This is a genomic window from Dechloromonas sp. ZY10, from assembly GCF_041378895.1.
In the GTDB taxonomy this organism is placed as follows: Bacteria; Pseudomonadota; Gammaproteobacteria; order Burkholderiales; family Rhodocyclaceae; genus Azonexus; species Azonexus aquae.
Genome location: NZ_CP144212.1, coordinates 1,203,343 through 1,217,644, shown reverse-complemented (window position 1 = coordinate 1,217,644; position 14,302 = coordinate 1,203,343). Strand labels below are relative to the sequence as shown.

Genomic DNA, 14,302 nt, shown 5'->3' with positions numbered 1-14,302 from the left:
GAGAACCTAAATGAAATCATTTGCAGTGAAGACCAGCACGCTGCTTATCGCAGCCACCCTGGGATTCGGCGCCGCCTCCGCCGGTGCCGCCGAATCGCTGCAGGACGTGCTGAAGCGTCGCGGCCTCAGCCAACAGGACCTGCTGGCCGCCGCCAAGACTTACGTTCCGACCGGCAAGCGCGACGAATTCGTTGTCTTCAGTTCCGGCGGTCAGTCCGGGCAGATCATCGTCTACGGCATTCCGTCGATGCGCATCCTGAAGTATATCGGCGTATTCACCCCGGAACCCTGGCAGGGCTACGGCTACGACGAAAACTCCAAGGCCGTGCTGAAGCAAGGCTGGATTGACGGCAAGGAAATCACCTGGGGTGACACGCACCACCCGGCCATCTCCGAAACCCAGGGCAAGTACGACGGCCAGTTCCTGTTCATCAACGACAAGGCCAATCCGCGCCTGGCCGTGATCGACCTGCGCGACTTCGAAACCAAGCAGATCGTCACCAACCCGATCTACAAGTCCGAACACGGCGGTGCCTTCGTCACCCCGAACACCGAATACGTGATCGAAGCCGCCCAGTACCCGGCCCCGCTCGAGAACAAGAAGTTCTATCCGCTCGAGGAAATGAACGAAAAGTATCGCGGTGGCATCACCTACTGGAAGTTCGACCGCAAGGAAGGCCGCATCAATCCGAAGGAATCCTTCTCGATTGAAGCCCCACCGTACTGGCAGGATCTCTCCGACGCCGGCAAGGGTCCGTCCGACGGCTGGTCGTTCACCAACTCCTTCTGTTCCGAACGTTACGTCGGTGGCATCGAAAAGGGTCGCCCGCCGTACGAAGCCGGCTGCTCCGCCAAGGACACCGACTACCTGCACATGGTCAACTGGAAGAAGGCAGAAGAACTGGTCAAGGCCGGCAAGGCCAAGGTCATCAACGGCCACAAGGTCCTGCCGCTCGACGTGGCCGCCAAGGAAGGCGTGCTCTTCCTGATCCCCGAGCCGAAGTCGCCGCACGGCGTCGACGTCAGCCCGGACGGCAAGTTCATCATCGTTTCCGGCAAGCTCGACACCCACACCTCGGTGTACTCCTTCGAGAAGATGCAGGCCGCAATCAAGGCTGGCAAGTTCGAATCCAAGGATCCGTACGGCGTGCCGGTGATCGGTCTCAAGGATGCCCTCGACAAGCAAGTCCAGCTCGGCCTCGGCCCCCTGCACACCCAGTACGACTCCAAGCCCTGTATCGCCTACACCTCGCTGTACGTCGATTCGCAAGTGGCCAAGTGGAACTACTGTGAAGGCAAGGTCGTCGACAAGATCTCCGTCCATTACAACATCGGTCACCTGATGGCGATGGAAGGCGACTCCGCCGATCCGAAGGGCCGCTACCTGGTCGCACTGAACAAGCTGGCCATTGACCGCTTCGTGCCGGTTGGTCCGCTGCACCCGCAGAACCACCAGCTGATCGACATTTCGAACGACAAGATGCAACTGTTGTACGACATGCCGCTGCCGCTGGGCGAGCCGCACTACGCCGTCGCCATCGACGCCACCAAGCTGAAGCCGGGCGTGCGTTACAAGGTTGGTACCGACTCCCGCACCGACAAGCCGCATCCGGGCGCTGTCCGTGCCGGCGAGGAAGTCACCACCAAGAAGGGCAACAAGATCGAGGTCAAGGGCACCCTGATCCGTTCGCACATCACGCCGGAAACCATCGAGGCGGAAGTGGGCGACGAAATCACCGTCCATCTGACCAACCTCGAACGCGCCCAGGACGAAACCCACGGTTTCACCGTCTCGACCTACAACGTGCATGCGTCGGTCGAACCGGGCAAGACCGTGACCGTCAAGTTCAAGGCCGACAAGGAAGGCGTCTATCCGTACTACTGCACGGAATTCTGCTCTGCGCTGCACCTTGAAATGATGGGCTACCTGCTGGTCAAGCCGAAGGGCTGGAAGCCGACCAAGACCGAACTGGCCAAGGCCTCCTATACCGAAGCTGACTACAAGACCACGCTGAAGAAGGTTGCCGACACCCAGGCGGTCATCGACTCCGTCGTCGGTTACATCACCAGCGTCAACTTCAAGGACTTCCCGGATGTGGTGAACATGGTCGACGACGCAACCGACCAGCTCAACAAGATCAAGGATGCCAAGGCCAAGCACGAAGCCGCAGCCGCCAAGAAGGACTGGGAACAGGCCAATCTGTGGGCTGAGCAAGTCTGGCAGTACCAGGTCAAGGCGGCCGACCTCGGCCTGCGCGCCAAGACCTACCTGGAGCAAAACGGCGCCAAGAAGGTCAAGTAAGGCCGATCAGGCTGAATTGATCTGACTTAAGGCAAATCACGGGGAGCAGAGTCAATCTGCTCCCCGTTTCACTTAATGGAGGGAAAAACCATGAAATTTGTAATGACTCTGCTGGCTGCCGCCATCGTTTCCGCCCCGGCTTTCGCTGCTGCCGATGGCGCCACCCTGTACCAGGAAAAAACCTGCTGGTCGTGCCACGGCAAGGACGGCAAGAAGACCCTGACCCCGCAATTCCCGAAAGTTGCCGGCCAGAACGCTGCCTACGCCGAGCAACAGATGAAGGACATCAAGAGCGGCGTCCGCAGCAATGGTCAAGCAGCTGCGATGAAGGGTGTGATGGAACTGGTCAATGACGAGGAAATCAAGGCCCTGGCCGACTATCTGTCCAAGCTCAAATAAGCCCCGGCCCCGCCTGAAACGGGGCTTATGACCCACATCAAGGAACACTGATATACCCGATGGAATAATCCATCCACTGCGTTCCAAGGCAAAATCGTTTAAAGGAAAGCGAATATGAAAGCATCAATTCTGCTGATCGGCCTGATGAGTGCCGGCATCGCCTTCGCCGGTCCACCGGCCCCTCACGCCGACGGTATCGAGTCGAAAGGCTACAAGTGGAATGCCGACGGCGGCGAGAAATCCGAAGCACTGAAGCTCAAGGGCGACAAGAAGCGCGGCGAGGAAGCTTATGAAGTCTGCGGCGCCTGCCACCTGCCGTCCGGTGCCGGTCGCCCCGACGGCACCTTCCCCCAACTCGCCGGCCAGCACACCACGGTGTTGATCAAGCAGATGGCCGACATCCGTGCCGGCACCCGCGACAATCCGACGATGTACCCGTTTGCCGCCACCCTGACCGACCCGCAGGAACTGGCCGATGCCGCTGCCTACATCGAAAGCCTGTGCATCCCGGTCGAGCACGGCAAGTACGAAGGTGCCGATGCTGCCATCAAGATTCAGCAGGGCAAGGAACTGTATGAAAAGCAGTGCCTGGAATGCCACGGCAAGAACGGCGAAGGCCAGAAGGACAAGTTCTACCCGGTGATCGCCGGTCAGCACTACAAGTACCTGCTGCGTCAGATGACCGAAATCCGCGATGGTCATCGTCGCAATGCCAACCCGGACATGGTCAAGGTGATCAAGCCTTACACCAATGACCAGCTGATCGCCATTTCGGCCTATCAGTCGAGCCTGGTGATGCCGGGCAGCATGTGCAAGCCGAAGGCTGCGAAGAAGAAGTAAGCTATCGTAGCGCCAGCAAGGATGGCCCGCGCTCCGGCCGGGGCCATCCTGTCGCACCGCCACCGGCCGTGCCAGTCCCAAGCAAATGAAGGCGGATACCCGCTGCTACCCGGACTTTAAACTTCACGCCTCACAGAGAACAGCATCATGGAAAAACAGAACAAAATGATCGGCGGCCTGACGCTGCTGGCACTGATTGCCCTGGTTGCAGCCTATTTCTCACCGATCTGGTGGGTCTCGCTGACCGCCCCCAACTACCCGGCCGATGCCTTCCCTGACGGCATCCGCATCCATTTCCATTTCGACGGCGTCTATAACGGCTGCAAGGCTGCCGGCAAGGGCACCCGGATGGCCAACGAGATCATCCAGAAAGACCTCTCGCACGACGACGAGCGCTACAACCCGATCCTCGATTCGCAAAAGGATCACAACAAGGGTGCCGAAGGCCTCGATTGCGTGCACGAGATGAACACCATCAACCACTACGTCGGGATGTTCCCGATCGCCACCGGCGCCCCGGTGGAAAAACCGCTGGCCAAGTTCTTCTTCGGCTTTTTTGCGGTAATGATGGTGGCGTTTGCCCTGCCCCGCAAAAAAGCCCGGATTGCGGCGTTGACCGTGGGTTTTGCTGCCGTGGCAGGCTGGATGCTGGTTGACCAGTTCGTCCTCGGCCACCTCGAAAGCCACGTCCAGCACTACATGAACGAAGCCGGAGCCTTCTTCAAGGAGCCGGACAAAATCAAGGTCTGGGGCGACAACGTACGCAGCATCTCGCAACTGGTGATCCTCGGTCTGATCGGCGCCATGCTGGTGGTCATCGCCGGCACCGCCAAGATTCGCCAGTTCCAGTTGGTGCTGCCACTGGTTCCGGCCCTGCTGCCGCTCTTCTTCCTGATTACCTACGCCGGCTGGTTGTGGTTCTTCGGCCACAACCTGCATCCGTGGGGCGCCTTCACCGTCAAACCCTTCATGCCGACGGTGTTCGGTGAGGGCAAGGTGGCGCAATTCTCGACCTATTCCTATCCCTACTGGGGTTATGCTCTGCTGCTGGTGATCTTCTTCTGCGAGATGCTGGCCCTGCTGCTGCGCCGCAAGCAGTTGCGCGAAGGCCAGGCCGAATAAGGCAGGTATCAGGATGTCGCGTTCTCTTCGCCCCTTATTCTCCCTGCTACGCGGAATTGGAATCGGCACCCTGGTTGCTGCCGGACTCGGCATGGCCGGGCTAGCCGCTTCGCAATCGCTGGAAGGCATGGGCAAACCCAACCTGGGTGCCAGCTGGGGCTCCTCCGACGAAAAGGCCCGCCGCCCGGAGGCCCCCAACCGCAGCGACCTGCCCTGGCTGCAACCGCTGATCGACGCCGCCCCGGCCGGCTCGGTCCTTAAAATCCCGGCCGGTGCCTACGCCGGCCCGGTCCTGATCGACAAACCCCTGGTTGTTGATGGTAACGACCAGGTCAGCGTCGATGGCGGTGGCAAGGGCAGCGTTTTCGTCATCGAAGGCAGCGGCATCACCCTGCGCAACCTGCAGCTGCAAGGCTCGGGCGATTCGCACGACAGCGACGACAGCTGCCTGAATGTCCGTGGCAACCATCACGTGGTTGAAAATATCCGCATTCGGGACTGCCTGTTCGGGATCGACCTCAAGCAGGCCAACCACAACACCATTCGCGGCAACCGGATCAGCTCCAAGGACCGTGAGCTGGGCGTCCGGGGTGATGGCCTGCGCCTGTGGTACAGCAATCACAACCTGATCGAGAAGAACGAAGTGGTGGACTCGCGCGACATGGTCGCCTGGTACTCCAACAACAACGTCTGGCGCGGCAACGTCGGCAAGCGCAGCCGCTACTCGATCCACTTCATGTTCGCCAAGGACAACGACGTTGAGGACAACGCCTTCTACGACAACGCGGTTGGCGTGTACCTGATGTACACCGAACGCGTGCACCTGCGCCGCAACATCATCTCGCACGCTACCGGTGCTGCCGGAATGGCGCTCGGCTTCAAGGAATCGAGCGATTCCGACATCGAGGACAATGAAATCGTCTATTGCGCGGTCGGCGTCGGTTCCGACCTCTCGCCCTTCGAGCCGGATACCACCCTGCGTTTCCAGCGCAACCGCTTTGCCTTCAACGGCATTGCCGTGCGCTTCACCAGCGAACTCGGCGGCAACATCCTCACCGACAACGTCTTCGAGGGCAACCTCACCGACGTGGTGCAAATGGGGCGCGGCGTGGCCGACAAAAACGAATGGCGCGGCAACTATTTTGCCGAATACCAGGGCTTTGACCGTAACCGCGACGGCATCGGCGATGCGCCTTACGAGTTGTATGCCTACGCCGACCAGATCTGGATGGAGTTGCCGATGGCTCGCTTCTTCAAGACCTCGCCGGTACTTGAATTGCTCGATTTCCTCGAGCGGCTGGCCCCGTTCTCCTCGCCCGAACTGCAACTGAAGGATCCGGAGCCCCGCTTCGTCAAACCTGAAAAAAGGGTCTGAGCATGACCGAACGCACGCCCCCGAACCCGCCGGGCGACCAAACCGCCCCGCGCAAGCCGGCGTCGAAGAAGCCGGCCGTATCGCTGGAAAAGGCCCAGAAGGCCCGTCGCAAGTTCCTGCAATCGCTGGGTCTGACCGTTGGCGTGGTCGGCCTTTCCCTGCTCGGTTACGCGCCGCTTTCGGGTGCCCGGCCGACTCGCCTGCGTCCGCCCGGCGCACTGGATGAGGCCGACTTCCTCTCGTCGTGCATCAAGTGCGGACAATGCGTGCAGGTCTGCCCGGTCCAGGCAATCAAATTGGCCGATATTACCGATGGTTTCGGGATCGGTGTTCCTTACATTGCCGCCCGCGATCAGGCCTGCGATTTTTCCTGCGATGCGGTGCAGTGCATCCTGGCTTGCCCGACCGGTGCGCTGACCTACAAGAAGCCTGAATTCATGGAGGTTCGCGACGGCGTCAAGCTGGCGGCGGCACCGATCCTGAAGGCCAAGGAAAAGGATGCCGAGCCGACCCTCAACCTCAAGGAACGGATTGGTGTCGCCCGCCTGGCCCGCCCCGAAGCCTGCCTGGCCGTGCAAGGCAAAGGTTTCAAGGGGCAGGCGCGCGGTACCGCATTCAAGGGCCAGTTGCGCTACATGGAGGTGGATCGCTGGAAACCGATCCCGGTCGCCGATCATCCCTATGACCTGCCGCTATGCGACCTCTGCGTCCGCGAGTGCCCGCTCAAGGGCGCCATTGAATTGCGTCCGGTCAAGGCAGCCGACGGCGTCGAGCGGATGACCCCGGTGGTCCTCGAACCTTGTGTCGGCTGCGGCGTCTGTGAGATGGTCTGCCCGGCCGAGCCGGCAGCCATCGTGATTGATGCGCAAGCCCCCTGGAAAGCCTGAGCGGAGTTCGTGATGAGCCGATTTATTGACCAGATCAAGGTAATGCTCGGAGCTGCTCCGCAAAAACCGGAAAAAGTCTCGGAGAAAGTACAGCAGATCATGTTCCTCAAATACGAGGACAAGGATCGCTACATCAAGGAAAAACTGCACGCCCGTGCCCACCACGACGTCAGCCACAAATGGCGCAACCGCCGCTGGGCGGTGCTGCTGGCGGTCAACCTGTTGTTCGTCTTCAGTTTCTGGCTGGACATCCAGTTGCTCGAAGGCGCCTTGACCGCTTCGCGCTTTGCCGGCTTCCATCTGATCGATCTGAACTCCGCATTGCAGGTGATGCTGGCCCACAAGCACATCATCGTGAACCTGTTCATCGGCACCTTTACCGTCTTCCTGCTCTGGGTGCTGCTCGGCGGACGCAGTTTCTGTTCCTGGGTCTGCCCCTACCACCTGCTGGCGGAACTGACCGAAAAGCTGCATCTCAAGCTGGTCGAGAAGAAGCTCGTCACCGACCACGAGTTCCATCGCGGCACGCGTACCGTGTTCTGGGTACTATTCGGCCTGATGGCGGTACTCACCGGCTACACCGTGTTCGAAACCCTGTCACCGACCGGCATCCTGTCGCGGGCGCTGATCTACGGCCCCGGTCTGGCGCTCGGCTGGGTCTTCCTGCTGCTGCTGTTTGAAATCTTCTGGTCGCGCCGCGCCTGGTGCCGCTACATCTGCCCGATCGGCCTGACCTACGGCGCCGTCGGCACCCTCTCGCCGCTGCAGATCACCTACCACGTCGAACACTGCTTCCACGAAGGCGATTGCCGCAAGGTCTGCCTGGTGCCGCATGTGCTCGAGGTGACGATCAAGGGCCGCGCCGACGAGGAGCAGATCGGCCTCGGTCCGGACTGCACCCGCTGCGGTCTGTGTGTCGACACCTGCCCGACCGGCGCCCTGCGCTTCGAAGTCAAGGGTTTGTCCAAGCTGTTGTAATGCGAGCCTGAGCGTTTTTTGCCCCGCTTGGCGGTGGACCGTAAAAAAGGGCCGTGGCGGCAAACGCCACGGCCCTTTTTGCTGAAGCAGCCGGAGTTCAGCCAGCCAGGGTCGGATAATCGGTGTAACCAGCCGCACCCGGCGAATAAAAGGTCGCCGGGTCGGCCGCGTTGAGCGCTGCGCCGGCCTTGAAACGGGCCGGCAGGTCGGGATTGGCAAGGAAGGGCACGCCAAAGGCCACCGCGTCGAGCTGGCCGGCGGCAATCGCGGCTTCGGCCTCGGCGGCCGAGTAGCCCATGTTGCCGATCAGTACGCCCGTGAAGTTCTCCCGCGCCGGAGTCAGCACGTCGCCTTTCTGCAGACCGAAGAAGTCGCTGCGCATCACGTGCAGGTAGGCCAGCCCGAAGTCGTTCAGGCGCGCGGCCAGCCAGGCGGTGAGTCCGGCCGGATCACTGTCGAGCATGCTGTTGTAGCTGTTGAGCGGCGAAATCCGCAGCCCGACCCGCTCGCTGCCCCACACCTTGCACACTGCCTCGGTGACTTCCAGCAGCAAACGGGCACGGTTTTCCAGCGACCCGCCGTAAGGCCCGCTGCGACGGTTGGCGCCGTCGCGCAGGAACTCGTCGAGCAGGTAGCCGTTGGCCCCATGCACTTCGACCCCGTCGAAGCCCGCCGCCTTGGCGTTGGCTGCGGCCTGGGCAAAGCCGGCGACAATTCCGGGCAATTCGGCGTCGTCCAGCGCGCGCGGCACGACGTAGGGCTGTTTGCCTTGCGGCGTATGCACTTCATCGTTCTCGATCGCCAGGGCACTCGGCGCCACCGGCTGCCGCCCGTCGTTGAGCAGCGGATGACAGGCGCGACCGCCATGCCACAACTGCAGCACAATCCGGCCGCCAGCCGCATGCACCGCGTTGGTCACCTGCTGCCAGCCGGCGATCTGCGCCGCTGAATAGATTCCGGGTTCCTTCCAGAAGGCCGAATTGCCTTCGCTGACCATCGTCGCCTCGGCAATGATCAAACCGGCGCTGGCGCGCTGGGCGTAGTGCTCGGCCATCAAGGCGCCGGGCACATGCTCCGGCTCGGCGCGACAGCGAGTCAGCGGCGCCATCAGGATGCGATTGGGCAATTCCAGCGCGCCGGCGCGCAAGGGCTCGAAGAGAACAGACGGGGTTTCGCTCATGGCAGGAATCCGGATTCAAAGAGGTTTAAGAAAGGCAGCACCGGGAGGAGTTCCCGCTGCCGGTATTTTGCCCGCTGGCCATGGTCGACCGTGCAAACTGTCACTTTTCGATACGCCATCGGAGCCGGCAAAATGTTACCCTCCCGCACTTTCGTTTGTCTTGCCCCGCTCGCCTGAGCGCTTTTCGATGCCTGCTTCTTTGCTGCCCAACGTCCCCGCTTCGTCCCTGGAAAACCGCCTGCGCACCGAACTGACGGTGCTTGACGAACTTGGCCTGCGCCGCCGCCGCCGGGTGCTGGAAACCCCATGCGGCCGCGAAGTCACGGTCGACGGGCAAAAATTGCTCAATTTCGCCAGCAACGACTATCTCGGCCTCGCCGGCGACCCGCACCTGGCAGCAGCCCTGGCCGCAGGCGCCGGACAATGGGGCGCCGGTAGCGGCGCAGCCCATCTGGTCAGCGGCCACATGCAGGCGCACGAAGACCTGGAGCAGGCGCTCGCCACTTTCGTCGGTTTTCCGCGCGTGCTCAGTTTTGCCACCGGCTACCTGGCCAATATCGCCGTTACTCCGACCTTTGCCGGCCGGGGCGCGGCCGTGTTCGCCGACAAGCTCAACCACGCCTCGCTGATCGACGCAATGCAGCTGGCCAAGGCACAAGGTGCCGAAGTCCACCGCTACGCGCACAACGACATGGCGGCGCTGGCCCGACTGCTGGAAAAAAGCAGTGCCAGCAGCAAGCTGATCGTCACCGATGCCGTGTTCAGCATGGATGGCGACCTGGCACCGCTCAACGAGCTGTTCGCCCTCGCCGAAGCGCACGACGCCTGGCTGGTGATCGACGACGCGCACGGTTTCGGCGTGCTCGGGCCGCACGGCGAAGGCAGCCTGGCACATTGCCAGCTGCCCTACCACCCGCGTCTGCTGCTGATGGGCACGCTGGGCAAGGCCGCCGGCGTCGGTGGCGCCTTCGTTGCCGGTTCGGACATCGCGATCGACTACCTGCTCAACTGTGGCCGTGGCTACATCTTCACTACGGCCGCACCGCCGGCCATCGCCTGCGCGCTACAAGCCAGCCTGAGTCTGATCGCCGCCGGCGACAACCTGCGCGCCCGCCTGCAGGCACACATTGCGCAATTGCGCGCTGGCCTTGCCGGCCTGCCGTGGACCTTGCTGCCGTCGGAGACCGCGATCCAGCCGCTGATCGTCGGCGACAACCAGGCCGCGCTGCAACTCGCTGATGCCTTGCGCCAGCGCGGGCTGTGGACGCCAGCGATCCGCCCGCCGACGGTGCCCAAGGGCAGCGCCCGGCTGCGCATTTCGCTGTCGGCCGGACACACCGCCGACGATCTCGAACGCCTGATCACCGCCTTGAAGGAACTGGCATGACTGCTCCGCTGTTTTTCATCCCCGGCTGGTGCCTCGGCCGGGGCCCGCTGCAATCCACGGTCGACGCGCTCAACGGCCAATTTCTCGACCTCCCCGGTTACCGCAACGCCGCCGATGGCACCCCGCCCATCGACGATTTTGCCGCCACTGTTGCGCATTACGCCGAACGCCTGCCAACCGGCGCGACGCTGGCCGGCTGGTCGATTGGCGCGCAGCTGGCGCTGGCGGTTGCCGCCCAGGCGCCGACCAAGGTCGGCAAGCTGCTGCTGGTCGCCGGCACCGCCTCCTTCGTCCAGCGCGACGGCTGGCCGCATGCGATGCCACCGGCAGCCCTTGCCGAATTCACCGCTGCGATGGCCGCCGATGCCGAAGCGATGCTGCCGCGCTTTGTCGGCGGCTTCAATCGCGGCGATGCCCGTGCCAAGGAAGTCACCCGCAACCTGCTCGACCTGGCCGATCCGCGTCCGGCCGGCGAAGTCCTGCAAAGCGGCCTGCGCTGGCTGGCCGAAGTCGACTTGCGCCCGCTCGCGCCACAGGTACAGGCCCCGACCCTGCTGCTGCATGGCGGTGCCGACCCGCTGATGCCGCAAGGCGCCGCCGAAGCGCTGGCAGCACTGATCCCCGGTGCCCGCCTCGAATTGTTCGCCGATTGCGCGCACGCGCCGTTCATTTCCCGTCCGGACGATTTCCTAGTCCAGGCACGCGCCTTCATCAATGCCTGAGCAACCGGCCAAGGCCCGCGTCCGCGCCGCCTTCGAGCGTGCTGCCGACAGCTATGACGGCGCTGCCGAAGTGCAGCGTCGGATCTGCCAGCACCTGCTGACCCGGCTGCCGGCCGCGCTACAGCCGCAGCGGCTGCTCGATGCCGGCTGCGGCACCGGCTACGCCCTGGGCTTGCTGCACCAGCGCTACCCCCATGCCCAAGCGCTGGCCCTCGATTTTTCGCCGGCGATGCTGCTGCACTGCCGACGCAGCGCCCCCAACGCGCCGCTGGCGCTGGCCGGCGACATCGAACACCTGCCGCTGGGGAGCGCCAGTCTTGACCTGTACTGGTCGAGCCTGGCCGTACAGTGGTGCGACCTCGCCCGCGCCCTGGGCGAAGCCCGGCGGGTACTCGCCGCCAGCGGCCAGCTGGCGCTGGCCACCTTGGGTCCGGGCACTTTCCATGAATTGCGTACGGCTTTTGCCGGCATCGACCGGCACGCGCATACCCTGAGCTTCGTGGATGCCGCACAAGTCGAGCAACTCGCCCGGGCCAGCGGGTTTGCCACGGTCGACGTCGAAATCCGGCAAGAAACTGCCTACTACCCCGATTTCCGCAGCCTGCTCAAGGCCGTCAAGGCGGTCGGCGCCAACCAGGTCGGCGACGGGCGGCGCACCAGCCTGCTCGGCCGCAGCGCCTTCGCCCGCGCCGCTGCCGCCGCCGAAAACGGCAGAAACATCAACGGCCTGCCGCTCAGCTATGAAGTGATTTTCCTGACCGCCCGCGCTTAAGCTGCAAGCACTGCGGACCGATCCCCCATTTTCCGAGTATTGCCATGTCAGCCTCCGCTTATTTCATCACCGGGACCGATACCGAAATCGGCAAGACCTTCGTCAGTTGCGCACTGCTGCATTGCGCGCGCAACCAGGGATTCCGCGCTGCCGGCCTCAAGCCGGTAGCTGCCGGCACCGAGGCCGATGGCGAAAACGAGGATGTCCGACAAATTCGCGCGGCCAGCAGCATCGTGTTGCCGCCGGCACAGGTCAACCGCTATTGCTTTCAGGCCGCGATCGCTCCGCATCTGGCGGCCCGCGAGGAAGGGCGTGCGATCGATTTCGCGGCGATTGCCGGCGACCTCGCCGGCGCCCGGAAACAGGCCGACTTCCTGATCGTCGAGGGTGCCGGCGGTTTTCGCGTGCCGCTGGGGGTTGACCGTAGCGGCCGCACTCAAGACAGCGCCGACCTGGCGGTAGCGCTTGGACTGCCGGTCATCTTCGTTGTCGGGATGCGTCTCGGCTGCATCAACCACAGCCTGCTCAGCATCGAAGCCATCGCTGCCCGCAGACTGCAGATCGCCGGCTGGGTCGCCAACCGGATCGACCCGGCGATGTCGCGCTTTGCGGAAAATCTGGAGACTTTGCGCCAACTGATTCCCGCCCCACTGCTGGGAACCATCCCGCACGCGCCAACAGGCGGAGCCGCAGGCGCGGCCGAGTACCTGCAACTACCCCCGGCACAGCGCTGAGCCGATGCCCCGGGCGGTTTGCGCCCCCTGCGCGGAAACCTGCCGAGGCAGTCCGCTCAGGCCGCCGTTTCCTGCTGCAGAACCGTAGCCACCAGACGTACTCGTGCCAACAGGCCAGCCACGGCCGCATCCAACCCGGCAATCTCGCCAGCCTTGGCCTTTTGCTCGATGAACAGCGCCTCGGCGGCACCGGCTTCATCCGACATGGTCGACAGCAACCCCTTGATCGTGTGCGCTTCGCGCCGCAGCGCAGCGGCATCGGCTGCCGCATGGGCAGCCGTCAGCGCCGCACAGTTGGCATCAACGTCCTGCAGGAACATGTCGATCATCATCGCGAGGATTTCCTCGTCGCCCCCGAGGCGGTCGAGAATCAGGCCGCGATCGAGAACAAAAGGCTGGCTCATCTGTATCTCCTGGTCCGGATCCGGTTGCTGCCGGCCGGTGAAGGTTCAAGGCATCGCGACAGTCTAACAGGCTGGCAGCCGCTCTGCCAAAGACGCCCTTGCCGGGCACTTACATCCGCGCAGGATGCTCGTCCTGGAAACGCGCCCGGATTTCGAGCACCCGCTCCCACGACTGCAACAGGGCATCGACGCACGCCGGGTCAAAATGCGCCCCCCGCCCCTCGCGGAGCAAGTTCGCCGCATCATCCAGGGACCATGCCGGTTTGTACGGACGCTCCGAAGTCAATGCATCAAAGACATCGGCCACCGCAACGATGCGCCCGAAAATCGGGATCGCCTCACCGGCCAGACCGCAGGGATAGCCACTGCCATCGAATTTTTCGTGGTGGGAAAGGGCGATCTCCGCTCCGGCCCGAAGGATTTCCGAGCCGCTGTCCTTGAGTAGTTCGTACCCCATCCGGGCATGCTGCTTCATGATTTCGAACTCTTCCGGGGTAAGGCGGGCCGGCTTGAGCAGGATGGCATCGGGAATGCCGATTTTGCCGACGTCGTGCAGCGGCGACGATTCGAGCAGCAATCTCTGCTGGTCGACATCAAGGCCCAAAGTCTGCGCAATCAGGGCCGAATAATGCGCCATGCGCTGAATATGCGCCCCGGTCTCAGGGTCGCGGAACTCTGCCGCCCGCGACATCCGGTAAATCAGCTCCTGCTCGCGGGCAAGAATCGCCTGAGTCCGTTCATCAACCATGATCGCCAGGTGCCGGGTCCAGTCGGCCTGGAATTTCTGCCCTTCGCGCAGACTCAGCATGTTGCGCACCCGCGCCGAAAACTCGACCCGGTCGATCGGCTTGGTGAGAAAGTCGTTAGCCCCGCCCTGCAAGGCCTGATAGCGAACTTCCTTCTGGTCGTTGGCGGTGACCATCAGCACCGGAATGTCCGCCGCGCCCTCCAGGCCACGAAAGGCCTCAATGAACTGCAAGCCATTCAGGTCGGGCATCATGTAATCGACAATCACCAGATCGGGCGTGGTTTGCCGGCACCAGTCGAGGGCAGCCTGGGGATGTTCGAACAATACCGGCTCGCATTCTCCCAGCTTCTGGACCAGTGCCTTGATCAGCGTCAGGTTGATCGGGCTGTCATCGACGATGAGAACGGTATTCATGGGCCGCCTTGCCTGCAGATTGAAGGATAGACGGCAAG

At 62.9% G+C, this 14,302-nt stretch carries 14 protein-coding genes; 11 read left to right on the top strand and 3 right to left on the bottom strand.

Annotation, left to right across the window (positions count from 1 at the left end; all coding sequences use genetic code 11):
* The first annotated feature begins 10 nt into the window (after window positions 1-10).
* The 7 genes from nosZ to VX159_RS05540 all read left to right on the top strand — a co-directional run bounded on the left by nosZ (window position 11) and on the right by VX159_RS05540 (window position 7,903).
* A complete protein-coding gene (gene nosZ / locus VX159_RS05570; RefSeq protein ID WP_371324984.1) occupies window positions 11-2,302 on the top strand; it encodes a Sec-dependent nitrous-oxide reductase in 2,292 nt (763 codons plus the stop codon).
* Window positions 2,303-2,392: 90 nt separating this feature from the next.
* A complete protein-coding gene (locus tag VX159_RS05565) occupies window positions 2,393-2,701 on the top strand; it encodes a cytochrome c (protein ID WP_371324983.1) in 309 nt (102 codons plus the stop codon).
* A gap of 114 nt (window positions 2,702-2,815) precedes the next feature.
* The gene (locus tag VX159_RS05560) at window positions 2,816-3,541 is read left to right on the top strand and encodes a cytochrome c (protein WP_371324982.1); all 726 of its coding nucleotides are present in this window, start codon (window positions 2,816-2,818) and stop codon (window positions 3,539-3,541) included.
* A 147-nt stretch (window positions 3,542-3,688) separates the two neighbouring features.
* Window positions 3,689-4,663: a hypothetical protein gene (locus VX159_RS05555; RefSeq protein WP_371324981.1), complete on the top strand. Its 975-nt coding sequence runs from the start codon at window positions 3,689-3,691 to the stop codon at window positions 4,661-4,663.
* A gap of 13 nt (window positions 4,664-4,676) precedes the next feature.
* Window positions 4,677-6,038 (top strand): nitrous oxide reductase family maturation protein NosD, encoded by a 1,362-nt coding sequence (gene nosD, locus VX159_RS05550; RefSeq protein ID WP_371324980.1) that lies wholly within the window; start codon window positions 4,677-4,679, stop codon window positions 6,036-6,038.
* A gap of 2 nt (window positions 6,039-6,040) precedes the next feature.
* Window positions 6,041-6,925, top strand: coding sequence for a 4Fe-4S dicluster domain-containing protein (locus tag VX159_RS05545; protein ID WP_371324979.1), 885 nt, complete (start codon window positions 6,041-6,043; stop codon window positions 6,923-6,925).
* 12 nt (window positions 6,926-6,937) lie between these two features.
* The gene (locus VX159_RS05540; RefSeq protein WP_371324978.1) at window positions 6,938-7,903 is read left to right on the top strand and encodes a NapH/MauN family ferredoxin-type protein; all 966 of its coding nucleotides are present in this window, start codon (window positions 6,938-6,940) and stop codon (window positions 7,901-7,903) included.
* A 97-nt stretch (window positions 7,904-8,000) separates the two neighbouring features.
* On the opposite strand, the gene VX159_RS05535 is transcribed toward VX159_RS05540, so the two are convergent.
* Entirely contained in the window at window positions 8,001-9,083 is a 1,083-nt protein-coding gene (locus VX159_RS05535) for an alkene reductase (RefSeq protein ID WP_371324977.1), read from the bottom strand.
* 187 nt (window positions 9,084-9,270) lie between these two features.
* Here VX159_RS05535 and bioF point away from each other — a divergent pair, with 187 nt between their 5' ends.
* The 4 genes from bioF to bioD are packed head-to-tail and all read left to right on the top strand — an operon-like array spanning window position 9,271 to window position 12,698.
* Window positions 9,271-10,470 carry an 8-amino-7-oxononanoate synthase gene (gene bioF / locus VX159_RS05530; RefSeq protein WP_371324976.1) on the top strand — a complete coding sequence of 400 codons (1,200 nt, stop codon included), beginning with the start codon at window positions 9,271-9,273 and terminating at the stop codon, window positions 10,468-10,470.
* The gene (locus VX159_RS05525) at window positions 10,467-11,192 is read left to right on the top strand and encodes an alpha/beta fold hydrolase (RefSeq protein ID WP_371324975.1); all 726 of its coding nucleotides are present in this window, start codon (window positions 10,467-10,469) and stop codon (window positions 11,190-11,192) included. Before bioF ends, VX159_RS05525 begins: the two co-directional genes overlap by 4 nt.
* Complete coding sequence (gene bioC / locus VX159_RS05520) at window positions 11,185-11,964, top strand: malonyl-ACP O-methyltransferase BioC (RefSeq protein ID WP_371324974.1); 780 nt, start codon at window positions 11,185-11,187, stop codon at window positions 11,962-11,964. The genes VX159_RS05525 and bioC overlap by 8 nt, the downstream gene beginning before the upstream one ends.
* A gap of 44 nt (window positions 11,965-12,008) precedes the next feature.
* Entirely contained in the window at window positions 12,009-12,698 is a 690-nt protein-coding gene (gene bioD / locus VX159_RS05515; RefSeq protein WP_371324973.1) for a dethiobiotin synthase, read from the top strand.
* A gap of 56 nt (window positions 12,699-12,754) precedes the next feature.
* Here bioD and VX159_RS05510 read toward each other — a convergent pair whose 3' ends face one another.
* The gene (locus tag VX159_RS05510) at window positions 12,755-13,102 is read right to left on the bottom strand and encodes an Hpt domain-containing protein (protein WP_371324972.1); all 348 of its coding nucleotides are present in this window, start codon (window positions 13,100-13,102) and stop codon (window positions 12,755-12,757) included.
* A 109-nt stretch (window positions 13,103-13,211) separates the two neighbouring features.
* Complete coding sequence (locus VX159_RS05505) at window positions 13,212-14,264, bottom strand: HD domain-containing phosphohydrolase (protein WP_371324971.1); 1,053 nt, start codon at window positions 14,262-14,264, stop codon at window positions 13,212-13,214.
* Window positions 14,265-14,302: the final 38 nt, after the last annotated feature.